This is a genomic window from Haemophilus parainfluenzae (assembly GCF_900450995.1).
GTDB classification, from domain to species: Bacteria; Pseudomonadota; Gammaproteobacteria; order Enterobacterales; family Pasteurellaceae; genus Haemophilus_D; species Haemophilus_D parainfluenzae_O.
The window spans coordinates 811,036-837,500 of sequence record NZ_UGHY01000002.1 but is presented as its reverse complement, the minus strand read 5'-3'; the positions used below and the strand labels follow the sequence as shown (position 1 = coordinate 837,500).

Annotated in this window: 27 protein-coding genes, 2 rRNA genes and 1 pseudogene (1 of these 30 running past the window's edge); 17 read left to right on the top strand and 13 right to left on the bottom strand. The window is 40.7% G+C overall.

What is annotated here, in order from left to right; all coding sequences use genetic code 11:
• The 5 genes from DX522_RS04245 to hemN form a co-directional block, all read left to right on the top strand.
• Positions 1-1,094 (top strand): 23S ribosomal RNA (locus tag DX522_RS04245) (it extends 1,802 nt beyond the left edge of the window).
• 150 nt (positions 1,095-1,244) lie between these two features.
• Positions 1,245-1,360 (top strand): 5S ribosomal RNA (gene rrf, locus DX522_RS04240).
• Between the two features lie 180 nt (positions 1,361-1,540).
• Positions 1,541-2,098, top strand: coding sequence for a Der GTPase-activating protein YihI (gene yihI / locus DX522_RS04235; protein ID WP_115179935.1), 558 nt, complete (start codon positions 1,541-1,543; stop codon positions 2,096-2,098).
• Positions 2,099-2,103: 5 nt separating this feature from the next.
• On the top strand, positions 2,104-2,547 hold the full coding sequence (locus DX522_RS04230; RefSeq protein WP_115179934.1) for a DUF2489 domain-containing protein: 444 nt from the start codon (positions 2,104-2,106) through the stop codon (positions 2,545-2,547).
• Entirely contained in the window at positions 2,547-3,914 is a 1,368-nt protein-coding gene (gene hemN / locus DX522_RS04225) for an oxygen-independent coproporphyrinogen III oxidase (protein WP_049374725.1), read from the top strand. The genes DX522_RS04230 and hemN overlap by 1 nt, the downstream gene beginning before the upstream one ends.
• A 53-nt stretch (positions 3,915-3,967) precedes the next feature.
• On the opposite strand, the gene lysA is transcribed toward hemN, so the two are convergent.
• Both lysA and lptM read right to left on the bottom strand, forming a co-directional pair.
• Positions 3,968-5,218, bottom strand: coding sequence for a diaminopimelate decarboxylase (lysA, locus tag DX522_RS04220; protein WP_115179933.1), 1,251 nt, complete (start codon positions 5,216-5,218; stop codon positions 3,968-3,970).
• 27 nt (positions 5,219-5,245) lie between these two features.
• Positions 5,246-5,371: an LPS translocon maturation chaperone LptM gene (lptM, locus tag DX522_RS04215; RefSeq protein ID WP_005697346.1), complete on the bottom strand. Its 126-nt coding sequence runs from the start codon at positions 5,369-5,371 to the stop codon at positions 5,246-5,248.
• Positions 5,372-5,466: 95 nt separating this feature from the next.
• On the opposite strand from lptM, the gene cyaY reads away from it, so the two are divergent.
• Entirely contained in the window at positions 5,467-5,772 is a 306-nt protein-coding gene (gene cyaY, locus DX522_RS04210; protein ID WP_115179932.1) for an iron donor protein CyaY, read from the top strand.
• Positions 5,772-7,636, top strand: a pseudogene (gene recQ, locus DX522_RS04205) (DNA helicase RecQ). Before cyaY ends, recQ begins: the two are co-directional and overlap by 1 nt.
• 40 nt (positions 7,637-7,676) lie before the next feature.
• Here the strand turns inward: recQ and DX522_RS04200 are convergent.
• Positions 7,677-9,218: a YjjI family glycine radical enzyme gene (locus DX522_RS04200; RefSeq protein ID WP_115179931.1), complete on the bottom strand. Its 1,542-nt coding sequence runs from the start codon at positions 9,216-9,218 to the stop codon at positions 7,677-7,679.
• 190 nt (positions 9,219-9,408) lie between these two features.
• Here DX522_RS04200 and DX522_RS04195 point away from each other — a divergent pair, with 190 nt between their 5' ends.
• Positions 9,409-10,074 carry a YczE/YyaS/YitT family protein gene (locus DX522_RS04195; RefSeq protein WP_115179930.1) on the top strand — a complete coding sequence of 222 codons (666 nt, stop codon included), beginning with the start codon at positions 9,409-9,411 and terminating at the stop codon, positions 10,072-10,074.
• On the opposite strand, the gene DX522_RS04190 is transcribed toward DX522_RS04195, so the two are convergent.
• The 5 genes from DX522_RS04190 to DX522_RS04170 form a co-directional block, all read right to left on the bottom strand.
• Positions 10,024-11,055, bottom strand: coding sequence for a glycosyltransferase family 9 protein (locus DX522_RS04190; protein WP_115179929.1), 1,032 nt, complete (start codon positions 11,053-11,055; stop codon positions 10,024-10,026). The genes DX522_RS04195 and DX522_RS04190 overlap by 51 nt on opposite strands.
• Positions 11,052-12,296: an O-antigen ligase family protein gene (locus DX522_RS04185; RefSeq protein ID WP_115179928.1), complete on the bottom strand. Its 1,245-nt coding sequence runs from the start codon at positions 12,294-12,296 to the stop codon at positions 11,052-11,054. Before DX522_RS04185 ends, DX522_RS04190 begins: the two co-directional genes overlap by 4 nt.
• A gap of 81 nt (positions 12,297-12,377) precedes the next feature.
• Complete coding sequence (fbaA, locus tag DX522_RS04180) at positions 12,378-13,457, bottom strand: class II fructose-bisphosphate aldolase (protein WP_115179927.1); 1,080 nt, start codon at positions 13,455-13,457, stop codon at positions 12,378-12,380.
• 92 nt (positions 13,458-13,549) lie between these two features.
• Positions 13,550-14,710, bottom strand: a complete 1,161-nt coding sequence (gene pgk, locus DX522_RS04175; protein WP_115179926.1) for a phosphoglycerate kinase — start codon at positions 14,708-14,710, stop codon at positions 13,550-13,552.
• A gap of 98 nt (positions 14,711-14,808) precedes the next feature.
• Entirely contained in the window at positions 14,809-15,522 is a 714-nt protein-coding gene (locus DX522_RS04170; RefSeq protein ID WP_115179925.1) for a ribonuclease T2 family protein, read from the bottom strand.
• Between the two features lie 75 nt (positions 15,523-15,597).
• On the opposite strand from DX522_RS04170, the gene DX522_RS04165 reads away from it, so the two are divergent.
• The 7 genes from DX522_RS04165 (at position 15,598) to rpoH (ending at position 21,596) form a co-directional block, all read left to right on the top strand.
• Positions 15,598-15,858: a YfhL family 4Fe-4S dicluster ferredoxin gene (locus DX522_RS04165; protein ID WP_014064693.1), complete on the top strand. Its 261-nt coding sequence runs from the start codon at positions 15,598-15,600 to the stop codon at positions 15,856-15,858.
• Between the two features lie 35 nt (positions 15,859-15,893).
• Positions 15,894-16,046 (top strand): DUF1232 domain-containing protein, encoded by a 153-nt coding sequence (locus DX522_RS04160; protein WP_005696968.1) that lies wholly within the window; start codon positions 15,894-15,896, stop codon positions 16,044-16,046.
• A 142-nt stretch (positions 16,047-16,188) separates the two neighbouring features.
• A complete protein-coding gene (locus DX522_RS04155; RefSeq protein ID WP_115179924.1) occupies positions 16,189-17,403 on the top strand; it encodes an MFS transporter in 1,215 nt (404 codons plus the stop codon).
• A 134-nt stretch (positions 17,404-17,537) separates the two neighbouring features.
• Entirely contained in the window at positions 17,538-19,241 is a 1,704-nt protein-coding gene (gene narQ, locus DX522_RS04150; RefSeq protein WP_115179923.1) for a nitrate/nitrite two-component system sensor histidine kinase NarQ, read from the top strand.
• 9 nt (positions 19,242-19,250) lie between these two features.
• Complete coding sequence (murB, locus tag DX522_RS04145; protein ID WP_115179922.1) at positions 19,251-20,276, top strand: UDP-N-acetylmuramate dehydrogenase; 1,026 nt, start codon at positions 19,251-19,253, stop codon at positions 20,274-20,276.
• Positions 20,277-20,295: 19 nt separating this feature from the next.
• Positions 20,296-20,607 (top strand): DUF2322 family protein, encoded by a 312-nt coding sequence (locus tag DX522_RS04140; protein WP_115179921.1) that lies wholly within the window; start codon positions 20,296-20,298, stop codon positions 20,605-20,607.
• Between the two features lie 146 nt (positions 20,608-20,753).
• Complete coding sequence (gene rpoH / locus DX522_RS04135) at positions 20,754-21,596, top strand: RNA polymerase sigma factor RpoH (protein WP_070714948.1); 843 nt, start codon at positions 20,754-20,756, stop codon at positions 21,594-21,596.
• Between the two features lie 49 nt (positions 21,597-21,645).
• Here rpoH and plsY read toward each other — a convergent pair whose 3' ends face one another.
• A complete protein-coding gene (gene plsY / locus DX522_RS04130; protein ID WP_049363440.1) occupies positions 21,646-22,245 on the bottom strand; it encodes a glycerol-3-phosphate 1-O-acyltransferase PlsY in 600 nt (199 codons plus the stop codon).
• 97 nt (positions 22,246-22,342) lie between these two features.
• Between plsY and folB the strand changes: the two genes are divergently transcribed.
• Entirely contained in the window at positions 22,343-22,699 is a 357-nt protein-coding gene (gene folB / locus DX522_RS04125) for a dihydroneopterin aldolase (RefSeq protein WP_049363438.1), read from the top strand.
• A 54-nt stretch (positions 22,700-22,753) separates the two neighbouring features.
• On the opposite strand, the gene DX522_RS04120 is transcribed toward folB, so the two are convergent.
• Positions 22,754-23,365 carry a cation diffusion facilitator family transporter gene (locus DX522_RS04120; RefSeq protein ID WP_049363436.1) on the bottom strand — a complete coding sequence of 204 codons (612 nt, stop codon included), beginning with the start codon at positions 23,363-23,365 and terminating at the stop codon, positions 22,754-22,756.
• Positions 23,366-23,450: 85 nt separating this feature from the next.
• Between DX522_RS04120 and DX522_RS04115 the strand changes: the two genes are divergently transcribed.
• Positions 23,451-23,834, top strand: a complete 384-nt coding sequence (locus DX522_RS04115) for a MerR family transcriptional regulator (RefSeq protein WP_049363434.1) — start codon at positions 23,451-23,453, stop codon at positions 23,832-23,834.
• A 51-nt stretch (positions 23,835-23,885) separates the two neighbouring features.
• Here the strand turns inward: DX522_RS04115 and DX522_RS04110 are convergent, their stop codons facing one another.
• Genes DX522_RS04110 through DX522_RS04100 form a run of 3 tightly spaced genes read right to left on the bottom strand, consistent with a single transcriptional unit; the run spans position 23,886 to position 26,465 of the window.
• Positions 23,886-24,983 carry an NnrS family protein gene (locus DX522_RS04110; RefSeq protein ID WP_115179920.1) on the bottom strand — a complete coding sequence of 366 codons (1,098 nt, stop codon included), beginning with the start codon at positions 24,981-24,983 and terminating at the stop codon, positions 23,886-23,888.
• Complete coding sequence (locus DX522_RS04105) at positions 24,976-25,668, bottom strand: ATP-binding cassette domain-containing protein (protein ID WP_178410690.1); 693 nt, start codon at positions 25,666-25,668, stop codon at positions 24,976-24,978. Before DX522_RS04105 ends, DX522_RS04110 begins: the two co-directional genes overlap by 8 nt.
• Positions 25,668-26,465: an ABC transporter permease gene (locus DX522_RS04100; protein ID WP_111406601.1), complete on the bottom strand. Its 798-nt coding sequence runs from the start codon at positions 26,463-26,465 to the stop codon at positions 25,668-25,670. Before DX522_RS04100 ends, DX522_RS04105 begins: the two co-directional genes overlap by 1 nt.

Here is a 26,465-nt window from a genome sequence, read left to right as displayed (position 1 = left end):
GAAAGTGGACGTATAGGGTGTGATGCCTGCCCGGTGCTGGAAGGTTAATTGATGGTGTAATCGAAAGAGAAGCTCCTGATCGAAGCCCCAGTAAACGGCGGCCGTAACTATAACGGTCCTAAGGTAGCGAAATTCCTTGTCGGGTAAGTTCCGACCTGCACGAATGGCATAATGATGGCCAGGCTGTCTCCACCCGAGACTCAGTGAAATTGAAATCGCCGTGAAGATGCGGTGTACCCGCGGCTAGACGGAAAGACCCCGTGAACCTTTACTATAGCTTGACACTGAACATTGAATTTTGATGTGTAGGATAGGTGGGAGACTTAGAAGTAGTCACGCCAGTGATTATGGAGTCGTCCTTGAAATACCACCCTTTAACGTTTGATGTTCTAACGAAGATTACGAAACGTGGTCTCGGACAGTGTCTGGTGGGTAGTTTGACTGGGGCGGTCTCCTCCCAAAGAGTAACGGAGGAGCACGAAGGTTTGCTAATGACGGTCGGACATCGTCAGGTTAGTGCAATGGTATAAGCAAGCTTAACTGCGAGACAGACAAGTCGAGCAGGTACGAAAGTAGGTCATAGTGATCCGGTGGTTCTGAATGGAAGGGCCATCGCTCAACGGATAAAAGGTACTCCGGGGATAACAGGCTGATACCGCCCAAGAGTTCATATCGACGGCGGTGTTTGGCACCTCGATGTCGGCTCATCACATCCTGGGGCTGAAGTAGGTCCCAAGGGTATGGCTGTTCGCCATTTAAAGTGGTACGCGAGCTGGGTTTAGAACGTCGTGAGACAGTTCGGTCCCTATCTGCCGTGGGCGTTGGAGAATTGATTGGGGCTGCTCCTAGTACGAGAGGACCGGAGTGGACGCACCACTGGTGTTCCGGTTGTGTCGCCAGACGCATTGCCGGGTAGCTAAGTGCGGAAGAGATAAGTGCTGAAAGCATCTAAGCACGAAACTTGCCAAGAGATGAGTTCTCCCAGATTACAAATCTGTAAGGGTTGTTTAAGACTAAGACGTAGATAGGCATGGTGTGTAAGCGGTGTGAACCGTTGAGCTAACATGTACTAATTGCCCGAGAGGCTTAACTATACAACGCTCAAGGGTTTTGGGTGTTGTAATGATACAAAGACGAAACTCAGAGAAGAAAGAGAAAGTATTGAAGGTGAATCAGCTTGTTTGGTTGTGAGACGCTAGAGATAGCGGAGCAGAGAGAAATAGAAAAGTTATTAAAGGAATAATCCTGGCGGCGATAGAGCGGTGGTCCCACCTGACCCCATACCGAACTCAGAAGTGAAACGCCGATGCGCCGATGGTAGTGTGGGGCTTCCCCATGTGAGAGTAGGACACCGCCAGGTAGTGAATGTAGAACCCCGAGCTGAATGGCTTGGGGTTTTTGTTTTTAGATTGGATTTTAATAAAATAAAAGTGCGGTCAAAATCAGAATAGTTTTATTAAAAGATGTTTAAATCTTTTAATGAGAAAATATAGGTGGAATGGTACAATCACCAAAATTTTTTATAGGATAAATAACACAAATGGCTCGTAAAAAGAAAAGTCGTAAAATTAGCGATATTATGCCAATTCGTAAATCAGATAAGAAACCTGAAGCACCGAAGCTATCAGGTAAGAAATTAACACGTTATGAATTAGATGCTAAGGCAAGAGAAGATAAGAAAAAACGTAAACATAAAGGTTTAGCATCGGGTTCTCGTCATAGTAACGCTGAGCAAAATAAGTATAATCAAGTCGTTGAACAAAAAGATCCGCGTATTGGCAGTCGTAAAAAGGTTCCACTGATTGTTGAATTTGTGAACAAGCCTGAGAAAGGGATGACAATTCCAGTCGTCAAAGAACCGAAAAAACTTGCGCCTGAAGTTGAGTTAGAACGTTTAGAAAATAATGAAATTCTAAATGAATTGTTGGATGCCTTAGATGAAGGTAAAACGATTAGTAAAGCTGATCAACAATTTGTGGATGAATGCTTAGATCGTATTGCTCAGTTAATGGAAGAATTGGGTATTCAAGATGAAGATGAGACAGAGGATGATCTCTATCGAACCTTCGAGAAGATTGATATCAACCAATTCAGATAATTGTCATGTGGCCGATTATTTTAAGTATCATTGCTTTGGGAATTATTGCTGGCGTATCATTCTATGCTTTCAAATTACTTAGGAAGTTACGCGAGCAAAACACTCTCATCAAACAGGCTAAAATAGCACGTACAAAACGCTTAAAAGAGAGTATGGTAATTATAGCTAAAGCGATGCAAAATGGAGATTGTAACCATTCAGAAGGGGTGATTCGTTTATCAATGCTTTTACTCCCTTTGGGACAATCTTTGCAGCCATATCAAGCGATGTATGCACTTTATAATATTGTAAAAGAAATGCCTACGCATGAAGCTCGGAAAGCATTGTTAAAAAAAGAAAGAATGAAACTCGATCTTGAGCGAGAAAGTGCAGAAGCAAAATTTGAAGAAGAAATTATATTGGAGTTACGTCAGTTTTTAAATGACGTAGAAAAATTTGGGGAAGCTTAATGTCTGAAATTATTTGGGATCTTGCGTTAATTCAAAAATATAACCAATCAGGACCTCGTTATACATCTTATCCAACTGCATTAGAATTTAATGAAAGTTACACAAACGAAGATTTTATTGCAGCGGCTAATCGTTATCCGGAAAGACCACTTTCCCTTTACGTACACATTCCGTTTTGTCACAAACTTTGCTATTTCTGTGGCTGTAATAAGGTGATTACTCGTCATCAACATAAGGCGGATATTTATCTTGATTACCTTGAAAAAGAAATCAAAGCACGCTCAGAATTATTCAAAAATCGTGTTGCGACTCAAGTGCATTGGGGCGGCGGCACACCGACTTATTTGACAGAGGAACAATCTGCTCGTTTGATGAAGATGCTTAAAGATCATTTTACGATTGCGGATAATGCAGAAGTCAGTATTGAAATGGACCCACGCGAGATTGAACTCGATATGCTTGATCATTTACGCAATATTGGTTTTAACCGAATTAGCATGGGTGTACAAGATTTCAATAAAGCGGTTCAAAAAGCGGTAAATCGTGAACAAGATGAAGAGTTTGTAAATGCTTTGCTTGTTCGTGCGCGTGAGTTAGGTTTCCAATCAACGAATCTTGATTTAATTTATGGATTGCCACTTCAAAATGTGGAAAGCTTTATGTTTACATTGCATAAAGTGATTGAATTGAATCCAGATCGTTTAAGTATCTTTAACTATGCTCATTTACCAAGTCGATTTGCAGGGCAAGCAAAAATTAAAGAAGATCAATTACCGCCACCGGAAACTAAATTAGAAATTTTACAGAAAACGATTGAAACCTTAGGCAATGCTGGTTATAAGTTTATCGGTATGGATCACTTTGCTAAACCAGATGATGAATTAGCGATTGCTCAAGAGAAAGGCGTCTTACACCGAAATTTCCAAGGCTATACCACTCAGGAAGAATGTGATTTGCTCGGTTTAGGTGTATCAGCCATTAGTTTATTAGGTGATACATATGCTCAAAACCAAAAAGAGTTAAAACATTATTATCATGATATAGAAAATTCAGGTATTGCACTGCATAAAGGTTTAGCGATGACAGAAGAAGATTGCTTACGTCGTGATGTGATTAAGCAATTGATTTGTAACTTTAAGCTTGATTTTGCACCAATTGAAAAACAATATAATATTGATTTCAGAGAGCACTTTGTTGAAGATTTACAGTTATTACAGCCATTACTTGAAGATGGATTAATTTCTGAAACCGAAACAGGCTTACAAGTTTCACCTAAAGGTCGATTATTAATCCGTAATATTTGCTTATGCTTTGATACTTATTCAAGAGCAGCGGCAAAACGACAACAATTCTCTCGAATTATTTAGTTATACAAAAAACGGTCAAGACTTAAATCTTGACCGTTTTTCTTTCAATCTATTTATTTCGCTATGCTTTCTAGTGCCCATAATTCGCTGAGATTTTCTCTGCGACGAATTAAGTGAGCTTTGTTTCCATCCACTAACACTTCAGCCGTACGTGGACGAGAATTGTAGTTAGAAGACATACTTGCACCATAGGCACCAGCAGAGCGTTGAGCAATATAATCACCTTTAGCAATGGCGAGTTCACGCTGTTTGCCTAAAAAATCAGAGGTCTCACATACTGGGCCAACAACATCATAAATGGCTTTTTTACGCTCTAAAGAGCGGTCAATTTCAATGATGTTCATATAAGCTTCATAGAGTGCCGGGCGAATCATGTCGTTCATGCCCGTATCAGTAATCGCGAAGTGACGGCTTTCATTACTTTTTAAGTATTGCACTTTAGCCACTAAAATACCCGCATTCGCCGCGATTGCTCGACCTGGTTCTAGAATAATTTCGAGACTTTCATAGCCTTTTAATTTATTCAGTAACGCAGCGGCATAATCACTTGGATGTGGCGGTGTTTCATCAGTATAAGTTACGCCTAAACCTCCGCCGAGATCTAAATGTTTTAACGTAATACCATCTTCTTTTAATTGTTCCATTAAACGAATAAGGCGATCAGTTGCATCTAAGAAGGGCTGTAATTCAGTCAGCTGAGAGCCAATATGGCAATCCATACCCGTAATTTTTACATGAGGTAAGGTTGCAGCTAATTTATATACCTCACGCGCTTCATCTACGCTCACACCAAATTTATTTTCTTTCAATCCTGTGGAAATGTAAGGGTGTGTATGAGCATCAACATCGGGATTCACGCGTAAAGAAATGGGGGCAATTTTCTCCATTTCGCCAGCAATTTGGTTGATATGGTGTAATTCCGCAACAGATTCCACATTAAAACAACAAATGCCCACTTCTAACGCACGCATAATTTCGGCACGAGATTTTGCCACGCCGGAAAAAACCACTTTTGATGCGTCCCCACCTGCCGCCAATACGCGTTCTAATTCACCCTGTGAAACAATATCAAAGCCTGAGCCTAATTTTGCCATTACATTTAATATGCCGATATTAGAATTGGCTTTAACGGCATAACAAATTAAGTGCGGATGATCTCCTAAGGCTGAATCAAAGGCATGCCAATGGCGTTCAAGTGTTGCACGAGAATAAATATAAAGCGGTGTGCCGAATTCTTCAGCGAGTTGTTTGACGGGCAAATCTTCAACATAAAGTTGCTCGTTTTTATATTGGAAAAAATCCATGATGAATCCTTTTAGTGCGGTCAGTTTTTATTGTGTTTTTTGTGTGTTTTGCGGCTGTTCTTTTTCAGGAAAATATAATGGCCCTTTTACACCGCAACCTGTAGCCAAAGTGCAGAATGCACTTAATAACAAAATAGAAAGTAATTTTTTCATTTTTCAATCTCTCTAATAAGTAAAATCTGCCTTTGCCAACGAGGCGAAAGGCTTTATAATTCACGGCATTCTATCAGATTTAATCGGAAAATTTTATGAATGTTGCAGAATTTCACCAAAATATTGAACAGGTTTGGCAAAAAATTGAAGAAGCGTTAGAGAATCAAGATTGTGATGTGGATTGTGAAACGCAAGGTTCGGTATTCACGATTACATTTGATGACCGCTCACAAATCGTGATTAATAAGCAAGAACCGCTTCTTGAGCTTTGGCTTGCGAGCCGCTTGGGTGGATTTCATTTTACCTATAAAAACAATGATTGGGTAGCAAATGATGGCAAACGCTTTTGGGATTGTTTAACCGAGGCAGTTGCCGCTCACGGAGAAACGGTAACATTCTAATGGCCGAATTCGCGGAACATGCCCCGCAAAAAACAGACTTAAAAATGACCGCACTTCATACGTTGCGGTCTGTTTTTGGTTACCAATCTTTCCGTAAAGGGCAGGAAGAAGTGATTCACGCTGCGTTAAGCGGTCAGGATGCCTTAGTGGTGATGGCCACAGGAAATGGCAAATCCTTGTGTTATCAAATCCAGCACTTTGTTTTCCTGGTCTCACATTAGTGATTTCGCCTTTGATTTCTTTAATGAAAGATCAGGTGGATCAACTCCAAGCAAACGGCATTGAAGCCGATTTTCTAAACTCTAGTCAGACGCCAGAACAACAACAGCAAGTTGAAAATAAGCTGATTTCAGGTCAATTAAAATTATTATATGTTTCGCCTGAAAAAGTGATGACAAACAGATTTTTTCAGCTGATTTCTTATGCTCAAATTTCCTTTATCGCCATTGATGAAGCACATTGTATTTCACAGTGGGGGCATGATTTCCGCCCTGAATATACCCAACTTGGCGGGTTAAAAGCGTCGTTTCCAAATGCGCCAATTATGGCATTAACGGCGACAGCGGATTACGCCACGAGACAAGATATTCTCACTCATCTTAAATTAGATAATCCTCATAAACACATTGGCAGTTTTGATCGCCCAAATATTCGTTATACATTGGAAGAAAAATTTAAGCCGATGGAGCAGCTTACGCGTTTTGTCTTAGCTCAAAAAGGCAAAAGCGGCATTGTATATTGTAATAGTCGTTCGAAGGTGGAACGTATAGCCGAAGCTTTGCGAAATAAAGGCGTGTCGGCTGCAGCGTATCATGCGGGAATGGAAACCGCGCTGCGAGAACGCGTCCAGCAAGATTTTCAACGAGATAATGTTCAAGTTGTAGTTGCGACGATTGCGTTTGGTATGGGCATTAATAAATCTAATGTGCGTTTTGTCGCCCATTTTGATTTACCGAGAAGCATTGAATCATATTATCAAGAAACTGGTCGTGCGGGGCGAGATGATTTACCTGCGGAAGCGGTGCTTTTCTACGAACCAGCTGATTATGCTTGGTTGCAGAAAATTTTGCTTGAGAAACCAGAGACACCACAACGTCAAATTGAACAACATAAATTGGAAGCCATTGGTGAATTTGCCGAAAGTCAAACTTGTCGCCGCTTGGTATTACTCAATTATTTTGGTGAATATCGTCAAACACCTTGTCAAAACTGCGATATTTGTCTTGACCCGCCAAAGAAATATGATGGCTTAATTGATGCGCAAAAAGTGATGTCGACGATTTATCGAGTGGGTCAATGTTTCGGTGTGCAATATGTGATTGCGGTATTGCGAGGGATGCATAACCAAAAAATTGTGGAACGTCAACATAATAAGTTAAGTGTTTATGGCATTGGCAAAGATAAAAGCAAAGAACATTGGCAATCCGTGATTCGCCAGCTTATCCACCTTGGTTTTATTCAACAAGTGCTTGGTGAGTTTAATAGTGCAACGCTTCAGCTCACCGAAAGTGCAAGACCAGTTTTAAAAGGCGAAGTGCCGCTTGAATTAGCAATGCCGCGCATTTCATCCATTAATAAAATTGTGCATACGTCCCATAAAAATACAGTGGCAAATTACGATAAAGATCTGTTTGCTCGCTTGCGTTTCTTACGGAAGCAGCTAGCGGATAAAGAAAATATTCCGCCTTATATTGTCTTTAACGATGCAACGTTACAGGAAATGGCGCAATATATGCCAACAAGTAATATTGAAATGCTACAAATTAATGGGGTGGGTACGATCAAATTAGAACGCTTTGGGCAGCCGTTTATGGCATTGATTCGAGAGCACAAGGCAATTTTAGAAAAGGCAGAAAAAGAATAAGTGCGGTCAAAAACAAAGAATTTTTCGACCACACTTTTTTCTAGCTTGCATTTACATCTTGTTCATCGCGTAATTGACGGCCAAACACTTGTGCACAATCATCGGTGCCCGAACCATACCAAGTGGTATCACGCAATGCCACTTCACCTTTACGGTATTTTTCCACTTCGCTTTTCTTTACCAAATAACCCGTTACACGAATCAAATCGGTGTTTTTAAGGTAAGTGGTGATATAGCGGTAACCTTGCGCAAATGAACCATCGATAATATCAACGACGGCATCTAAATGATCCACATAGGTTTGGTCAAAGGCAAACAAATCTCCCGTACCTGATGGGAAGTACTTATGGAATGGTGCCGATTGTTTTAAATGAGCTAATAATGTTGGTTCTTCCCCCACGCGAATACGATGCGCTGGCGCATTACGTTTATCTTCTTCATGATTGCTTGCGCCTACTTGCGCATGTAATAAATAACGGTTGCCCGTGCGTTCAACATACACGCCTTCATGGTTATCCGTGACTTCTTTTAATTTATCCATAATCAAGGTCGCAATTTCATCACCGCGTCGGCTTTTACCAAAGGTTTCATTTAAGCCTTCTTGTTGCAATAAATGATTTGCTGCATCAGCGAGACCAACAATGGCAAACATTCCCGTAAAATTAGTGCGTTTGATAAACCCTTCTTTTTCGAGGAATGAGGTATTGAAGAAGTTGCTTTCTTCCACTACAAATTTATGGCGTTTATCCATAGTGGAGAGCGCGCATTTTGCAACACGAGGTAAAAGTTCATTGACCATTTCATCCACAGTTTTACAGGCACGCGCAATAGTACCTAAGCGCAAACGAGTGAGAGTATAAGCCCCACCACATTCAGGTAGTGCGTTATAGCAACTAGCAATACCATATTGTTCGCCTAAGTCAGAAATGTAGTAAGCATCATTGGCAAAAGACGGTTTAGAAACCAATAAGCAGGCTTTTGCCGCTAATTCTGCAAATTCACGACTTGTTTTACTCTTATCGTAACGAATGGTCATATTTGGTGTTGGCGCTTCCAACTCAATCACCGCTTTTAAAATCAAACGCCCTGCTTTGGTGTCATAAGGCCCAATATTGGCATGGCAGAATGAATCTGGCACAGTTTTATCCACATGATTTAAGAAACGTTTAATTTTGATGTAGTCTTGTTCTTCATCGGTAATAAATGGGTCAAGTAGCATGTCTAAACGCCCAATGTAAACCGGGAATGTGGTAATTGATGGCACGTGGGAATATAAAATCAATAAGCCATCTAATGCGTCATCAAGATTTTTTGGTGCTGGCAATTCAAGGAATTCACAGCCTTTTTTAATATATACATTGTAATCTGGCAAAATATAGCGGGGACGATAAATCGCATAGCCTTCATTTAAATCACAGATCATTTGATTTTGAAGGAATTGCCATTCTTCATCCGTGTAGCCTAATAATTCACGAGGATCAAATAATCGCTCGGTGATATTGCCTAAACACATGAGTTTTTGTTGATAGGTGAGCGTGTTGGATTTTACGGTATCCAAAATATCTTGAAGAGATGCAAGCATAATAATGTCCTGATTAAAAAGGGTAGCTTATTTTAAGTCAGTGAATGAGTGATGACAATTTTGACAATGTGATCTGCATCACATTTATGATATTTATCAGTCAATTCGGTTATATCATATGACGTTAAAATGTTTGGGTTTTATCGGGTTTCCCATTATGATGTCGGCGTTAAATATAAACAGGAATAATATGAAAAAAGCACGGGTAATTCCCCACACCAGTTGGGCCGCCAAATCGCTATGGTCAGTCGAAGGTAAAACCATGTTGATGCTCTTATTTGCATTGGCAATACTGGGTATTGGAGATGGCTTAATTGTGCTTGCTAATTTGGGCTCTTCACCTTGGACCGTGCTTTCTCAAGGTGTGGCATTACAAGCTAAAGTGAGTATCGGTTGGTCATCATTTTGGATTAGCTGTTTGGTGATGTTAGCCTGGATTCCCCTAAAATTAAGGCTTGGGCTTGGCACCATTCTGAATATTATTGTGATTGCCTTTTTCCTTGGCTTAACCACGAAAATTGTACCAGAACCAACCGCACTTTTTAGCCGAATTTTATTCGGTGGCATTGGGCTTTTGCTTTATGGATTAGGGACGGCATTGTATTTAACCTGTCATCAGGGGGCAGGCCCGCGGGATGGTTTAATGGTGGGGCTTTGTCAACGACTTCATTTAAAAGTGGGGATTGTGAGAACAAGCCTTGAAGTGTCGGTTTGTGTGTTAGGTTATATTCTCGGCGGCACAGTCGGAATTGGTACTGTTGTTTTTGCCGCCGCAATAGGTTGGATAGTGCAGTTATGCTTAAACTCAAGTGCTCGCTTGCCACATCTTCCGCACGAAGGGGATAATCTCCACTAAGGCATCATCAATAGAAATTAAGCCTAAATTCATTTCCTCTTTCCCTTTTGGCGGGCAGAAAGCAAGGTGTTTGTCTGCATCGTTAATCGGTTTCCAACGACGAGGCTGAGATGAGCGACTATTTGGATAGAACCCAATTGTTGGCACATTGAATACACTGCTTAAATGTAATGGTCCAGTAGATCCCGCAATGAATAAATCCGCACAAGCCAGAGAGTGAGCAAAATCAACTAATCCTTTATTCTTATCATAAATAACCACATTTGGGCTGTCGATTTTTGCCGCTAACTCATGGGCTTTTTCACTTTCACCCGGTCCTGCTGTTAAGATAATCTGGCAATCAAATTTGCTTAACAAACCTTGTATCAATTGAGCATATTGTGTCAACGAAAGGCTTGTTGCTGAACCACCTGTTCCGCTATGCACAAATACCCATTTTTTATCTGCCGATAAGCCTAATTGTTCTTGCAGAAAAACACGTTGATTTTTAACCGTACTTTCAGGAAGTGAAAGGTAAGGTGGTTTGGGTTCCACAATCGGCATGTTGTGTTTTTTTAAGAACGCTCGAGCCAGATCTTGATTGTACTCTGCTTCAGATTTTTCTGAGCGTGAACGGCGTTGTGTTAAACGATGGTTATAAAGGATTTGCACCCACTTTGTTGCGGGTGCAAGACGATAAGGAATCCCACTTTTCCACGCTAATTTACCGTTATGGGTATTGGAAAAGAAGCTAATCATGCCGTCAAATTGCTGCTCTTTGATTTCTTTAACAAGACGATTGAAATCCGCTTTGTCGTTCTTGGCACTATCAATGATGACATCATCTAAATAGAGGCAAATTTGAGCCAATGGGGCTGTATAAGCTGGCACAAGTGCGGTCAGTTTTAGCTCAGAATTTGAGGCTTTTAACATCGCAAAAGCCGGAAACGCCTGAACAAAATCCCCCAGTTTATCGTTACGAATGACTAAAATTTTCATTATTCTGCCTTTTGCCGTGTTCGTATTGCGGTATAAAACACAATCGTTAAGAAAAAGTAAAAAATAGTGCCTGAATTATGTACCAAGAAACCTTGGCTTAAGCCATAAATCATCACAGATAAAATATGGGCAACGCCTAACGTTGCAATCAGCTTGATCTCATCATTCGTGGTGTTCAGCTTTTCCATAAAGGCTCTAAGAGGGATAAATAAAACAGCAAGTAAGGCGAGCAACCCAACAATTCCTCGTTTGGAGAGGTCATCTAAATATTGGTTATGGGCATGCGTAAATTGTCCAATGTCACCCGTGACAATTTTTTCTTTCGTATCTAACTTACGTTTTTCTGTCGCACCTTGAATGCCCCAACCAAATAAAGGTTTTTCTTTCGCCATTTCAAGTGCGCTTTTCCACATTTCAAAACGAGCTCCAAGAGAAGTATTTCCATCATGGTTATCCAGGTAAAGTTGAATATCTTTTCGTGCAACGTCAATCCGTTCCATAATTCGGTTATTGGGCATTTGGCTAATGCCAACGCTTGCTACGGCAATGATTCCAAAGAAAGTCAGGAAAAAACCTTTTGAAAGGGAATGGCGATAAATCCAAAGGATAACAATAAGTAAGATCGGTAGTGCAACCCATCCTCCACGAGCGGTAGAAAGCAAACTTCCTACGATGCCACATAAGCCACCAATCACACTAAGAACGGTCAGTTTCACCTCTCTTTTCTGATAAGCATATAGGGCAATAATCAGGCTCAAAATGCCTAATGACATAGAAATATCACCACCTTGAATATGCATAATTCGAGGGTTTTGCTCTGGGCGTAGATTCAAGATAAATTTATCATAAAGCGCGATACAGACAGAAACAATACCACCAAGTGGAATAGAGTAACTCAAAACGCAAGTTTTGATGGGATACTTTAATAGTAAAAGCAAAACAGGGACAAAGAAAACGACGCGACTTGCGGAATCAAGATTACGTATTTTTCCCCCGTTAATGCAGAGGGAAAGTACAAATGTAAGAAAATAAAAAAGGTAGCTATAAATTAACCATTTATCAACTTTCGATAAGTTTAAAAGTGGTTTCTTGATCAAAGCATAAACGCCATACCCTAAACCGACTAACATCAATAGAGCTGGCGCAGCATTATATCCACCTTTGACAATAAATATTGAAAGAAAGAAAAGCGTTACCGCAAAGTTTATTAGGGTGGCTAACCAATTTTGTTTTGTTATTTGCATAGATTATGGTCGGTATTTAGGTTATATAAAATAAAAAACCGCACGAGAAAGTGCGGTCTTATTTTAGTCTATTTTTATGGATTATAAAACATCAACACAATTTAAGTCTTCGAAAGATTGTTCTAAGCGTTTAGACATGGATTCTTCCATTTTACGTAACCAAACACGTGGGTCGTAGTATTTTTTGTTTGGAGCATCAGGGCCCTCAGGGTTACCTAATTGACCTTGAAGATAAGCTTCATTTGCTTTATAGAAGTTTAAGATACCATTCCATGCAGCCCATTGAGTATCAGTATCGATATTCATTTTGATTGCACCATAGCTAATTGCTTCGCGGATCTCTTCGCGGCTAGAACCTGAACCACCGTGGAAGACGAAGTTAATTGGTTTAGCAGGAAGATTGCGTTCTTTTGCAACGAACTCTTGTGATGCACCTAAAATAGATGGTTTTAATTTTACGTTACCTGGTTTGTAAACACCGTGTACGTTACCAAATGCTGCAGCAACGGTAAAGTTAGGGCTTACTGGGTTTAATTGGTCGTAAACGTAAAGCACATCAGATGGTTGAGTGTATAAACGAGATTCATCTACATCAGAGTTATCCACGCCATCCTCTTCACCACCAGTGATACCGATTTCGATTTCAAGAGTCATGCTTAGTTTGTCCATACGAGCAAGGTATTCACGGCAGATTGCCATGTTTTCTTCCATTGGTTCTTCAGATAAGTCAAGCATATGAGAAGAGAATAATGGACGACCAGTTTCAGCAAAGTGTTTTTCACCCGCTTCAAGTAAGCCATCGATCCATGGAAGTAATTTTTTTGCTGCGTGGTCAGTATGAAGAATAACTGGCACACCATATTCTTTGGCTAAAGTATGAACGTGTTTCGCACCTGCAATCGCACCTAAAACGTCTGAACGAGCACCACTTGTTGGTTTGATACCTTTACCTGCGTAGAAAGCTGCCCCACCGTTTGAGAATTGGATAATTACTGGCGCTTTCACACGTGCAGCGGTTTCCAATACAGTGTTTACGGAGTCAGAGCCCACGCAGTTTACTGCAGGAATCGCGAAGTTGTTTGCTTTGGCATAAGCAAAGATTTTTTGAACATCTTCACCTGTTACTACGCCAGGTTTTACGATATCTAATAATTTAGCCATAGTTGTGTTTCCTTTTGTTTTGGAGGATTTATTCCTCTGTTTGAAGAATCAATATTTATCCCCTCTGTGCAGAGGGGATAGAAACCATTTAATTAACCGTTCGCACGTTTTTCAAGAATTTCTACTGCAGGTAATACTTTACCTTCAACGAATTCTAAGAATGCACCGCCACCAGTAGAGATGTAAGAGATTTTATCTGCAATACCGAATAAATCGATAGCTGCTAAAGTATCACCACCCCCTGCGATAGAGAATGCATCACTGTTTGCAATCGCGTGAGAAATGATTTCAGTCCCTTTGCGGAAGTTCGGGAATTCAAATACGCCAACTGGACCATTCCATAAAACGGTTTTTGCATTTTTGATGATTTCAGCTAATTGTTCAGCAGATTTGTCACCAATATCGAAGATAGATTCGTCATCTTTTACTTCAGTCACTGATTTTTCTGTTGCAGGTGCAGTTTCAGAGAATTCAGTACCAACACGTACATCAACTGGAACTGGGATATCAGTGCTTGCTGCTAATTCTTTTGCTACAGGGATTAAATCTGCTTCATATAACGATTTACCCACATTGTGGCCCGCTGCTGCAATGAACGTATTTGCAATACCACCGCCTACGATAATTTGGTCAGCAATTTTTGAAAGAGAGTTTAATACTTCTAATTTAGTGGAAACTTTAGAACCGCCTACAATTGCGACCATCGGACGAGCAGGCTCTTTTAATGCTTTGCCTAACGCATCTAATTCTGCTGCAAGTAATGGACCTGCACAGGCAATGGGTGCAAACTCTGCTACGCCGTAAGTTGATGCTTGCGCACGGTGAGCTGTACCGAATGCATCCATCACGAATACATCACAAAGTGCGGCATATTTTTTACCTAATTCAGGATCGTTTTTCTTCTCGCCTTTGTTTACACGAACGTTTTCTAAAACAACGATTTCGCCTTCTTTAACATCCACACCGTTTAAGTAGTCTTGTTCTAAACGCACATTGAAGCCTGCGTTTTTTAAGTAATCAACAACCGGTTGTAAAGAGTCTTCAGGTTTGAATTCACCTTCAGTTGGACGACCTAAGTGAGAGGTAACCATCACTTTTGCGCCTTTCTCTAAAGCCAGTTTTAACGTCGGGATAGTCGCACGAATACGCGCATCAGATGTCACTTTGCCATCTTTTACCGGTACGTTTAAGTCCGCGCGAATAAATACACGTTTACCTTTTAAATCTAAGTCGGTCATTTTGATTACTGACATAATCTTTCCTCTTGGGTTAGTTAAAATTAAACTTGAATATTATACCTAGTTCTGACTAGGTTGTAACGATGTAGATCAAATAAAAAAGCGAATTTCACCTATTTTTGGCAATCGATTACTTCCCACTGGCGATTGTAACAAATGAATAGTTCATTATGGCTCGCCCCTAAATAAGCGCCTTTTAATTGCGGATTATATTGCTTCATCCATTGAAATAATTCTTTACGGCTTAATTGTTCGTTTGGCAAAGAGAGTGATTCAAATAATGCTTTCTCTTGTTTGAAATAAGCTTCCGCTGAATCAAAGGCGCAGCTACCGTGTTTTTCCCATTCGCCTTGCAATAATTTTGCGCCAGGCGAGATTGAAAGGTAAGTCTCGAGCGTTTCAAAAGGAAGTGGCGCTAAATCACCCTTACAAAAACGTGGGTGATCCGTAACAGAACGTGCATTCGCATTTTGTGGCCATAAGCCATGTACTACCCAGCCAAATTGATTTTTTGTACTACATTGATATTGCGCTGAATCAGGTAAATTATTGCCATATTGCGCACGTTGTTTTTCACAGAATGCCGGCGACCAAGATAAGGCCAACATATAGTAATCAACAGGGGCATTTTTATTTTGTCCAATGGCATCATCGCGCATGATGACATCATAATTTCCAAAATCGTTGGTATTTTTGACTGCACTTTGGCTTTGTTGTTGTGTAGTTGTTGGAGCGGGTTTAGTGTCTTTTTTGTGTTCAGTGAAATATTGCCAAATGCTAAATGCGGCAAGGGCAATAAGGGAAAGAGTGGAAACCTGTTTTTTCATAAAAATCCTGTTTAAATTTTGTCAATTTTGCTTTTGTCGGCTATAATTCGCCGCTCTCTCATATAAAGGAATCGTATGGCGTTACTGATCACAAACAAATGCACAAACTGCGATATGTGCCTCCCCGAGTGTCCGAATGAAGCAATTTCAATCGGCGAGGAGATCTATGTGATCGATCCTGTACTTTGCACGGAATGTGTTGGTCATTATGACACGCCAACCTGCCAAAAAGTTTGCCCGATTACAAACTGCATCAAGCCAGATCCTGAGCACCAAGAAAGCGAAGAGCAGCTTTGGGAGCGTTTTGTGATGATTCATCATTCGGATAAGTTGTAGAATTTACCTGATCTTTTTCTTTTCGTCCAATGACTATGAATAAAACGAAGTTAATTAAAATCGCCATCATTCTGATTTATTTGTTCAGTCCCATTGATATTTTGCCTGAAGCGGTGCTTGGCCCATTAGGTTTAGTAGATGATGCGGCAGCCATTGCCTTATTAATTCGAATTTTATTGAAAAAATAAAAACTTGAATAAAATCAACCGCACTTTGCTTTTCTCATTCTTGCAAAATTCCTTTAATTTCTCTAAACTACGCATCGGAAAATTTCTTTCCTCATCATTTCACTTTAAACGCTATCCGTGAGTAGCAAAAGGGACCTCAATCATGACAAACGTCAATCAATATGGCTGGAAAGCCTTGATTGGATCAGCTGTCGGCTACGCGATGGATGGATTCGATCTTCTTATTCTTGGATTTATGCTTAGTGCCATTTCGGCAGATCTTAATTTAACTCCCGCACAATCTGGCTCATTAGTCACTTGGACACTTATTGGTGCTGTGGTGGGCGGTATTGTATTTGGTGCATTAAGTGATCGTTATGGGCGTGTACGGGTGCTGACTTGGACAATCGTACTTTTCGCCGTATTTACCGGTTTATGTGCAATCGCACAAGGCTATTGGGATTTATTAATTTATCGCACCATTGCGGGTATCGGTTTGGGCGGTGAATTTGGTATCGGTATGGCATTAGCCATTGAAGCTTGGCCCGCAAAACACCGTGCAAAAGCTGCTTCCTATGTGGCGTTAGGTTGGCAAGTTGGTGTGTTAGCAGCAGCGTTACTCACCCCTGTATTGCTTCCACATATCGGCTGGCGCGGTATGTTCGTTGTTGGTATCTTCCCAGCATTTGTGGCCTGGTATTTACGTACCCGTTTACACGAACCTGAAATTTTCTCACGAAAACAGACCGCACTTTCTACCCAAAAAATATCCAAACTGGAATCTTTTAAACTCTTAGTGAAAGACAAAGCAACCACAAAAGTGAGCCTTGGTGTGGTGGTGTTAACTTCCGTACAAAATTTTGGTTACTACGGCATTATGATTTGGATGCCAAACTTCTTATCTAAACAACTTGGCTTTAGTTTAACGAAATCAGGTTTATGGACGGCTGTTACGGTATGCGGCATGATGGCAGGGATTTGGATTTTTGGTCGTCTAGCCGATAGAATCGGACGTAAACCAAGTTTCTTACTATTCCAACTTGGTGCTGTGATCAGCATCATCACTTACTCTCAATTAGCTGACCCAACCGCTATGTTGGTGGCCGGTGCATTCTTGGGGATGTTTGTGAATGGCATGATGGGCGGTTATGGCGCATTAATGGCAGAAGCTTATCCGACAGAAGCACGTGCAACGGCACAAAATGTGTTGTTTAACTTAGGTCGTGCCGTAGGTGGCTTCGGGCCAGTTGTTGTCGGGGCGATTGTCTCTGCGTACTCATTCAGTATTGCAATTGCTTTCTTGGCGGTGATTTATGTCATCGACATGGTAGCGACAGTCTTCTTAGTGCCAGAATTAAAAGGCAAAGAATTGAGCTAAGTTCGGTTAAAAAAATTCAAGTTTTTGAAAACATCGGTGTCAAAGCCGATGTTTTTTATTTGTGAAAAATCAGCCAATTTCAACCGCACTTTGTGCTAAACTATGGTCACTTTTTCCAATTTTGAAGAATTATCGTGTACGCTAAACGTTCAGTTTCTACTCGTATTGCTAAATATTTATTTGTGGTCATTATTTTCATGGGCATTATTAGCTCATTGAGTTTACTTGTGATGGCAAGCAATAAATCGGATGCGGAAGCCATTAATATATCAGGCTCTTTGCGTATGCAAAGTTATCGACTATTAACGGAAATGGAACGTTCACCGGATACGGTAGAACAGAACTTAGTGCGTTACCAACGCAGCCTCAATGCTGAGGCCTTGCTTTCTGTGCAGAATCAACTTTTTGCACCATCAGGGGTGAGGGAGTCCTACCAAAAAATTCTAAAACGCTGGGCAGTGATGTCCGATTTCGCTCGTAGCCATCAAATCGAAAAATACCACGCAGAACTAAAAAGTTATGTACAAGATGTCGATGATTTCGTGTTGGAATTACAACGCTTTGCTGAACTAAAATGGATTATTGCGGTTTCAGTATTGTGTGTTTCAATGCTATTGATTCTTGCGATGGTGTCTTATGTGATTTGGTATATGAAGTGCGAAGTAGTGAAACCGTTAGAGATTATGACCAAAGCCAGTATGCAAGTACAAATGGGGCAGTTTAACCATATCCAACTTGATACAGAAAGCAATAATGAGCTCGGTATTTTAGCGAAAGTGTTTACCCAAATGTCATCAGAGTTAGAGCAACTTTATTCCCGTTTAGAAGATGCAGTAAATGAAAAAACACAAAAGTTACGCCAAACTAACCGCTCTTTAACGACGCTTTATCAAAGCTCGCAGTTACTTACGCCAACAAAGATTAATGATAAAATCTTAAGCCAAGTGCTCAATCATATTCGTGTTAGTGAACATTTGCGCTATATCGAATTAGAGATTTTAGGGGCGGAGCATTGGGAAATTTCTTTTGGACAAAAAGATCCAAAACAAACGATTCAAGTCGAAGAGCTTTCCATTGAAAATGAAAATTTAGCGGTGCTTTCGTGGCAAGCGGGTTTGCCTTGCCCTGATCCTCGTATGATGAAAAACTTAGGGCAAATGGTGGCAAAAGCGTTGTATTCACACAAAACGCAACGCCAGCAAGAGCAACTCTTATTGATGGAAGAGCGGTCAATTATTGCACGGGAATTACATGACTCGTTGGCGCAAGTGCTGTCTTTCTTACAAATTCAATTAACGCTGTTAAAGCATAATTTAAAGAAAGAAGACGAGGAATCAAAAGAGAAAAGCATTGCCATCATTGGTGAATTTGAACAAGCCTTATCAGATGGTTATTCTCAATTACGAGAATTATTGGCGACCTTCCGTTTAACGGTGCAAGAAGCCAACTTACAGGTTGCATTGGAACAAGTTATCGAAAGTTTGCGCTCACAAACGAAGATGCAAATGACCGTAGAATGTAGTTTGCCCTCACAAAGTTTAAATCCACAAGAGTTAGTGCACGTTTTGCAAATTGTACGTGAAGCAACGTTAAATGCGATTAAACACTCCAAAGGCACACGTATAGAAGTAAAAGCCCATATTAATGCTGAGGGCGAATACGAAATCCTTGTACAAGATAATGGCGTAGGGATTCCTACACTAGACGAGCCAGACGGACATTATGGTTTAAATATCATGACTGAGCGCAGTCGGCAATTAAATGCTCAGTTCAGTATTTCAAAAGGGGAGCAAGGTGGTACTATCGTGAAAATCACGCTTCCTCACACGCTTTTTTAAGGAAAGTTAATGCAAAGTTTACAGCCGTTTCACACCTTCAATATTCCAGTAAATGCGCGTGAAATTATTGAAGCTACATCGATTGAACAAATCCAACAAGCTTGGCAAAAAGCGCAAGCTGAAAATCTACCTGTCTTATTTTTAGGACAAGGCAGCAATATGCTGTTTTTAGAAGATTTCCAAGGTGTTGTAATTGTTAACCGTTTATCGGGTATTCAACATACAGAAGATCGCGATGACCATTATTTGCATGTTAATGGTGGTGAAAATTGGCATAAGCTGGTGGAATGGTCGCTTTCACAAGGGATGGGGGGCTTAGAAAACCTCGCGCTTATTCCTGGTTGTGCCGGTTCTGCGCCGATTCAAAATATTGGTGCGTATGGTGTGGAATTTAAAGATGTATGCGATTATGTGGATGTATTGAATCTCAATACGGGCGAACAATTCCGTTTGCAGGCGAGCGAATGTGAATTTGGTTATCGTGAAAGTATTTTTAAGCATCGCTATGCGCAAGGTTATGTGATTACAGCTGTTGGATTGAAATTAGCCAAAAATTGGCAACCGATTTTAAAATATGGCTCATTAGTGAATTTTGATCCTCAAACTGTAACGGCAAAACAAGTGTTTGATGAAGTGTGCCATATTCGCCGCAGTAAATTGCCCGATCCTAAAGAGTTTGGTAATGCGGGCAGTTTCTTCAAAAATCCTGTGGTGAGTGCAGAGCAATTTGTGAAAATTCAAAAACAGGTCGAAAATCTACCGCACTTTCCACAAGCAGACGGTTCAGTGAAACTGGCAGCGGGTTGGTTAATCGATCAATGCCATTTAAAAGGTTTTCAAATCGGTGGCGCAGCGGTTCATCAACAACAAGCTTTAGTGCTGATTAATAAGAGCAATGCTACTGGGCAGGATGTGGTTAAGCTTGCGCATCATATCCGCCAAACCGTGGCAGATAAATTTGGTGTATATTTACAGCCTGAAGTGCGCTTTATGGGCGCGAATGGCGAAGTGAATTCAGAGCAAGCCATTAGTTAATTTATAGAGGAAAGCAATCATGAACTTTAAAGACATTTTAGAGACTTTACCAAGCATTGAGCATCTAACAGGTTTGGATGTATTAAACGGTGAAACCGTGATTCATCATATTCCTGCTGCGCTAGGCAAACTTGGCTCACTTCGTCTTTATAATGCACTGGCTGAAAAATTTAACGGAAAATTAGACCGCACTTCAGCGCAGCAAGGCATTGAATGGTTTGCAGAGCATGTTGAAGATGCCAAACAAAATCCTGGAAAACACCCAAATATTGATCTATTGTTTAAGGTTGTGGCAGAGGATGTAGTTTATTCACTTGTGCCATTAAATTAATTTGGAAAATTTTCAGTGATTAATTTGAACTTTCAATCGTTAAAAACTGTCAAATGAAACAAGTTGAGGTATAATGACAATAGTTGTTATACAATAACAAATAAGTAATGAGTCGGGGCGTCGCTCCGCATGCTGTGAGGAGAAGAATGAATAAAGAAACTCAAATGATGTTAGTACCTCAAGGTAGCATCGAAGGTTATATTCGAGCAGCAAACGAATATCCGATGCTGACTGCAGAGGAAGAAAAAAGCTTAGCAGAACGTTTGTATTATGACGGTGATATTGAAGCAGCGAAAAAGTTAGTTTTATCACACTTACGTTTTGTTATTCATGTTGCGCGTGGTTATTCAGGTTATGGATTACCGCAAGCAGATTTAATTCAAGAAGGTAATATCGGATTAATGAAAGCGGTAAAACGTTTTAATCCTGAAATGGGAGTTCGCCTTGTGTCTTTTGCGGTGCATTGGATCAAAGCTGAAATCCATGAATATGTCCTTCGCAACTGGCGTATTGTGAAAGTTGCTACCACGAAAGCACAACGTAAATTGTTCTTTAACCTACGTAAAACCAAACAACGTTTAGGTTGGTTCAATGAAAACGAAGTGGATATGGTGGCGAATGAGCTTGGCGTGTCAAAAGAAGATGTCATCGAAATGGAATCCCGTATGACAGGGGCCGATGTGGGCTTTGATTTGCCAACAGACGATGATGACGAAGCTTATGCGCCTTCTTTATATTTAGAAGATAAAAGCTCAAACTTTGCGGCAGAACTTGAAAGCGAAAACTTTGAAGAACAAGCAACAGAAAAGTTAGGTACAGCCTTAGCAAATCTTGACGAACGTAGCCAAGATATTATCAAAGCACGTTGGTTAGATGATGATAAAGCCACCCTTCATGATCTTGCAGCAAAGTATAATGTGTCTGCAGAACGTATTCGTCAGCTTGAAGCAAACGCACTGAAAAAACTTAAAAGTGCGGTTGATTTCTAAGCCATTTTGATAAAAAGAAAACCTGTCGATTATCGACAGGTTTTTTTATTTATTTCTTCTTGGATTTTCCCCACATTTTATCTTCTTGGCCTCGCCATAAGCGCTGAATATTGTCGTGGTGACGATAAATCAGCAAACAGCAAACTAAGGCAACGGGGAAGGTAAATTCCGGTTTAAGCCACCAAACATAAAATGGCACGAGAAGTGCAGTGATAACCGCACTTAATGAAGAATAGCGACTAATTAAGAAAACCAACAACCACGTACCTAGCGTTGAGCCGGCTACGCCCCAAGAGATAGGCGCAATGGCACCGAATGCGGTCGCTACACCTTTCCCGCCTTTAAACTGAAAGAAAATAGGGAAGATGTGCCCCAAGCAAGCCCCTAATGCAACCATGCCTAATTCAAATTGCGTAAGCCCTAAATAATAACCCGCCCAAACAGGTAACATCCCTTTTAAAATATCGCAAATTAGTACTGCAAGCGCCGCCCAACGTCCGCCAATACGCAATACATTGGTCGCACCAGGATTATGAGAACCATTTTTTCGTGGGTCAGGTAAGCCCGCTACCTTACAAATCAAAATTGCACTGGAAATCGAACTCAGTAAATAAGCAAAAATCATATAAAAAAGGGCAAATAGGCTCATTTTGTGCTCCACAATCTTGATTGTATTTGAAAAACTTGTTCGTTATTTTAACCAAACTTGATAGCATAAGCCCACTATATTTTTACAGGAATGAGAGATGGATCGTATTTTTATTGAAGAATTAGTGGTCTTCGCACAAATCGGTGTGTATGACTGGGAACAACAAATTAAACAAAAGCTCGTTTTTGATTTGGAAATGGCATGGGATTGTCAAAAAGCTGCAGAAACGGATGATGTGCAATACTGCCTCAATTATGCGGAAGTGAGCCAATTTATTTTAGATTATGTCCAAGCTAAGCCATTTTTATTGATTGAGCGCGTGGCTTATGAAGTAGCAGATCAATTACAACAACGTTTTGGGATTTCATGGTTACGCCTCAAATTAAGCAAACCTAAAGCGGTTGCCCAAGCAAGTAATGTGGGAATTATTGTAGAGCGAGGTGAGTGGAAATAATCGCTGAAAATTGACTGCACTTTGGAAATATCAAACCAAAGTGCAGTCAGTTTTTTAGGTGTTTTTTAATGCCAAGCGAAATGCCTCAATTCCGCTTTTTAGCACGAGAACACTCAATATCATACTTGCCAATGGATCAACCCATTGCCATCCGAGAAAATAAGCGCCTAATCCTGAAAGAATCGCGATAACGGAGCCAAATAAATCTGTTAATACATGCAGATAAGCTGCTTTGATATTGAGATTGTCATGATCACTTTTCAACATTATCCAAGCAACGAAAAGATTGACGAGTAATCCTAAAGATGCCACACCAAGCATCGGTAATGCCATCATCTCGATGGGATTTTGCCAGCGTTGAATCGCTTCAACTAAAATCATCAATGCCACAACAATCAATGAGCCGCTATTAAGTAGGGCAATGTATCGTTGTTTTTGAGCGGATAGAAACAACGCTAACAAGGCTAAAAATAACGATAAGCTATCATTTGCCATGTGTCCCGCATCAGCCATGAGTACCAAACTGTTAAACCAATAGCCGCCAACAAATTCGACAACCATAAAGCCGGTAATGATGGCAAAACTGAGCGCTAAGATTTTTTTATCTTGTGGAATATGTTCATGAGATGAATGGTCATGATGTTCATGGGAATGGTGGTCGGACATAATGCTCCTCATTGTGTCTTTAATTAACTTGAGATAAAGTATAAAGTCCGTAGGAACTACAAGGTCAAGGCTTGATTTTAAAAAAATGAAGATTCACGAACTCAGCAAACAAAGCGGTATTCATTTAGAAACCATTCGTTATTATGAAAAAATGGGTTTAATGCCGGAGCCTAAACGGCTGGCAAATGGTTATCGAGATTATGATGAAGCCAGTTTGAAGCAATTAAAATTTATTAAAACCTGCCGAGCGTTAGATTTTAGCTTGGCCGAAATTAAATTTTTTAATGAGATGAAAACGCAGCAATCTCAACATTGTGAAGTGGATAGTATGTTGGCAAAACATTTGGTTTCAGTCGAAGAAAAAATTACCGAACTGACTGAAATTAAACATTTCCTACAAAGTTTAATTACCGAAGATGAGCATCAAGCTGCAGATTGTAAAGCAATGGCCCAATTAAAAGCCTATTAAGTGCGGTCTAAAAAATATCAAACATCCGCACATTGATGTGCGGATTAGTCATTACTCCGGATCATCCGTAAAGGCATTGTTTCGGAATATCGGCACAAAGGTTGCGAGATAAAGCACAAACACAATGGCAATTAAAATAGCGGGAATCGTGATAAAAAACAGCTCGTCCACATACATCAAACAAGCTCGGGAAAGTGCCGCCGTGAAAAGACAAAGTACGGCAAGGCGACAGAGTTTTGGGTAATCCAGTTTCGTAAAGCCACTATGCCATAATCCTGCAGTGAGCCAAATCATCATCATACTGCCGAGAATGCCGCCGAGTGTTACCATGTGTAACGGATCGGCAGTAGGTTCATCAATTAATTTATTTATGCCAATCCACAAATAACCAATTGCGGCGAACAATTGAAGGAAATAATAAGTGCGTACGTAATGTTTACGTAGTAGTTCGTGATGGTGCAATTCTCGCAGTTTGGCAAGCAAAATAAAGCCAGCGGCAAAGGCTGTAAAAGCGGCTGTTTGTGCAGGCAACCAAAGCTCTGCTGCGGTATGAAGTAATAAAAATGTAATCGCGATATTTTTATACACGACATTCGGGATAAATACGGGATCTTTCAATGTACTTTCTTTCAGTGCCTCTGCGCCTAAGAGTATGCTGACTCGAATTGATACAAACATCACTGCCGCCATATTTAAATGCACCTGTGCTCGCAATAATTTCAGACTATCAGTCATGGCGTAAGCCGTCTGGCAAACCGTAAATGCTGCAAGTAACATCAGTAAAGTAAAATTGTCGGTATTGCGATCCAACCAAAACAGCCAAGCACAAAAGAGTAACAACGTGAGCCAATAAGCTGCCACTAAAAACGAGGCAGTTTGCGGGGAAAATGGCAATAACACTAATCCTGCAAGCAAGAGCACCGCTAAAATCGTCGCAATAGGTTTTAAATTACCTTTGTAATTTGTCCATTCGAGCATGGAAGCCGTCAGAAAGCCGCCGTATGCGGCTGGTAGCATAAATTCTAAGAATATTTTGCGGTGTAGGATGAGATCATCGGGGCTGATGAAAAAGCTCAATGCACCAACAATCGCAAGAATGGCTGCACCAACAAAGAAGGGTCGCATCGGATGGGTAAAGAAATTATTCATAGTAATGGATTCCTTGAAATTCGCGTGCGACTACGGTTTCTTCAAAGGCTGAATTACGTTCGGATAATGGCGTTGGCAAGGTAATCACATTTTGAACATCCATCCCTTTTGGAGAAAGCTGCATAATCTCTCGGCTTAATCGAGCCGCTTCAAAGCGATCGTGCGTCACTAAAATGCAAGCCATGCCTTGTTGCTCAATTTTTTCCACTAACATAGCGGCTAAAATATCACGTAAATCGCGATCCAAACCGACAAAAGGTTCGTCCAATAAGGCTAAATCACAGCCGCATAGTAATAGACGCAAAAATGCCACGCGTTTTGCCATACCGCCCGATAATTCGGTCGGGTATTTATTCAAATCACCCGAAGAAAGCCCGATCTTTTCTGCCAGCGCAATGATTTCATTTTCATTAGGATTATCCATAAAAATGGCGATATTCTGCATAGCAGTGAGATTTTCTAATAGACGATTTTCTTGAAACAGAAATCCGGTTTTACGGAATGTATTCTTGATTTCGCCCGATTTTGGCGTTTCCAAACCTGAAATTAAACGCAGTACCGTAGTTTTGCCACAGCCACTAGGACCGAATAAAGTTTTCACTTCGCCTGGTTGTAAATCCATACTGAAATCGCGCACGATGGGATCCCGGAGAATTTCAAAACGCACATTCTTTAAACTCAGCATTATCTTCTCCACGGCATAAACAGGATTTCCAATGGCTTGGTAATCAAATATTCAAAGAGGGAAACAAACACAATCACCAACAACACATAAGCCATGACCGTTGAAGTATCTAACATGGCTCTGGCATCGGCAATCTGTGCTCCCACCCCCTCATTGGCACCCAAAAGCTCTGCCATAATTACCACTTTTACGCCCATCGCAACCGCGACGCCAATGCTGGAAATCACATAGCCCGTGAGATGGGGAATATACAAATAGCGGATTTTTTTCCACAATCCAAGCTTGTACGCATCAAACAATTCTTCATGTTGTTTGTTTACACTTGCCATGCCCATGGCAGCACTGGCAAAGGTCAGCGGGGCGACTAATACGATAATGGTAAATAGTACGCTAGGATTGCCAAAGCCAAACCAAAATAAGGCCATCACAACCCAAATAATTGGCGGCATGGCTAACAAAATCGTAATGACGGGTTTAAGCAATGCCATAGCGGTTTTAAAGCTGCCCGCAATCAACCCTGCAGCTAAGCCAGCGACTAATGCAATGGTAATACCTACCACAGAACGCCATAACGAAATACCGATTTCGTTTTGTTGGAAATGATCGAGCAGCTCAAGGGCTTTTTGAAAAACATCCGCGGGAGCAGGCAGCATAAATTCACCAAATATCGCACTGCCCCAAGCCCACAAAGCAACAACCATCATCGCTACACTCAAGCCGGTAAAACCGCTCCAGAGGTAGTCGATGATGTAAAACAGGACTGGTTGTGGTTTACGGATTTTGTCAGTTTTAATCAT

What these genes read in the sequence shown, in the direction of transcription:
- yihI (WP_115179935.1), top strand. Translation starts at nt 1,541, where the DNA reads ATGGCTCGTAAAAAGAAAAGTCGTAAAATTAGCGATATTATGCCAATT.
- DX522_RS04230 (WP_115179934.1), top strand. Translation starts at nt 2,104, where the DNA reads ATGTGGCCGATTATTTTAAGTATCATTGCTTTGGGAATTATTGCTGGC.
- hemN (WP_049374725.1), top strand. Translation starts at nt 2,547, where the DNA reads ATGTCTGAAATTATTTGGGATCTTGCGTTAATTCAAAAATATAACCAA.
- lysA (WP_115179933.1), bottom strand. Translation starts at nt 5,218, where the DNA reads ATGGATTTTTTCCAATATAAAAACGAGCAACTTTATGTTGAAGATTTG.
- lptM (WP_005697346.1), bottom strand. Translation starts at nt 5,371, where the DNA reads ATGAAAAAATTACTTTCTATTTTGTTATTAAGTGCATTCTGCACTTTG.
- cyaY (WP_115179932.1), top strand. Translation starts at nt 5,467, where the DNA reads ATGAATGTTGCAGAATTTCACCAAAATATTGAACAGGTTTGGCAAAAA.
- DX522_RS04200 (WP_115179931.1), bottom strand. Translation starts at nt 9,218, where the DNA reads ATGCTTGCATCTCTTCAAGATATTTTGGATACCGTAAAATCCAACACG.
- DX522_RS04195 (WP_115179930.1), top strand. Translation starts at nt 9,409, where the DNA reads ATGAAAAAAGCACGGGTAATTCCCCACACCAGTTGGGCCGCCAAATCG.
- DX522_RS04185 (WP_115179928.1), bottom strand. Translation starts at nt 12,296, where the DNA reads ATGCAAATAACAAAACAAAATTGGTTAGCCACCCTAATAAACTTTGCG.
- fbaA (WP_115179927.1), bottom strand. Translation starts at nt 13,457, where the DNA reads ATGGCTAAATTATTAGATATCGTAAAACCTGGCGTAGTAACAGGTGAA.
- pgk (WP_115179926.1), bottom strand. Translation starts at nt 14,710, where the DNA reads ATGTCAGTAATCAAAATGACCGACTTAGATTTAAAAGGTAAACGTGTA.
- DX522_RS04170 (WP_115179925.1), bottom strand. Translation starts at nt 15,522, where the DNA reads ATGAAAAAACAGGTTTCCACTCTTTCCCTTATTGCCCTTGCCGCATTT.
- DX522_RS04165 (WP_014064693.1), top strand. Translation starts at nt 15,598, where the DNA reads ATGGCGTTACTGATCACAAACAAATGCACAAACTGCGATATGTGCCTC.
- DX522_RS04160 (WP_005696968.1), top strand. Translation starts at nt 15,894, where the DNA reads ATGAATAAAACGAAGTTAATTAAAATCGCCATCATTCTGATTTATTTG.
- DX522_RS04155 (WP_115179924.1), top strand. Translation starts at nt 16,189, where the DNA reads ATGACAAACGTCAATCAATATGGCTGGAAAGCCTTGATTGGATCAGCT.
- murB (WP_115179922.1), top strand. Translation starts at nt 19,251, where the DNA reads ATGCAAAGTTTACAGCCGTTTCACACCTTCAATATTCCAGTAAATGCG.
- DX522_RS04140 (WP_115179921.1), top strand. Translation starts at nt 20,296, where the DNA reads ATGAACTTTAAAGACATTTTAGAGACTTTACCAAGCATTGAGCATCTA.
- rpoH (WP_070714948.1), top strand. Translation starts at nt 20,754, where the DNA reads ATGAATAAAGAAACTCAAATGATGTTAGTACCTCAAGGTAGCATCGAA.
- plsY (WP_049363440.1), bottom strand. Translation starts at nt 22,245, where the DNA reads ATGAGCCTATTTGCCCTTTTTTATATGATTTTTGCTTATTTACTGAGT.
- folB (WP_049363438.1), top strand. Translation starts at nt 22,343, where the DNA reads ATGGATCGTATTTTTATTGAAGAATTAGTGGTCTTCGCACAAATCGGT.
- DX522_RS04120 (WP_049363436.1), bottom strand. Translation starts at nt 23,365, where the DNA reads ATGTCCGACCACCATTCCCATGAACATCATGACCATTCATCTCATGAA.
- DX522_RS04115 (WP_049363434.1), top strand. Translation starts at nt 23,451, where the DNA reads ATGAAGATTCACGAACTCAGCAAACAAAGCGGTATTCATTTAGAAACC.
- DX522_RS04110 (WP_115179920.1), bottom strand. Translation starts at nt 24,983, where the DNA reads ATGAATAATTTCTTTACCCATCCGATGCGACCCTTCTTTGTTGGTGCA.
- DX522_RS04105 (WP_178410690.1), bottom strand. Translation starts at nt 25,668, where the DNA reads ATGCTGAGTTTAAAGAATGTGCGTTTTGAAATTCTCCGGGATCCCATC.
- DX522_RS04100 (WP_111406601.1), bottom strand. Translation starts at nt 26,465, where the DNA reads ATGATTAAAACTGACAAAATCCGTAAACCACAACCAGTCCTGTTTTAC.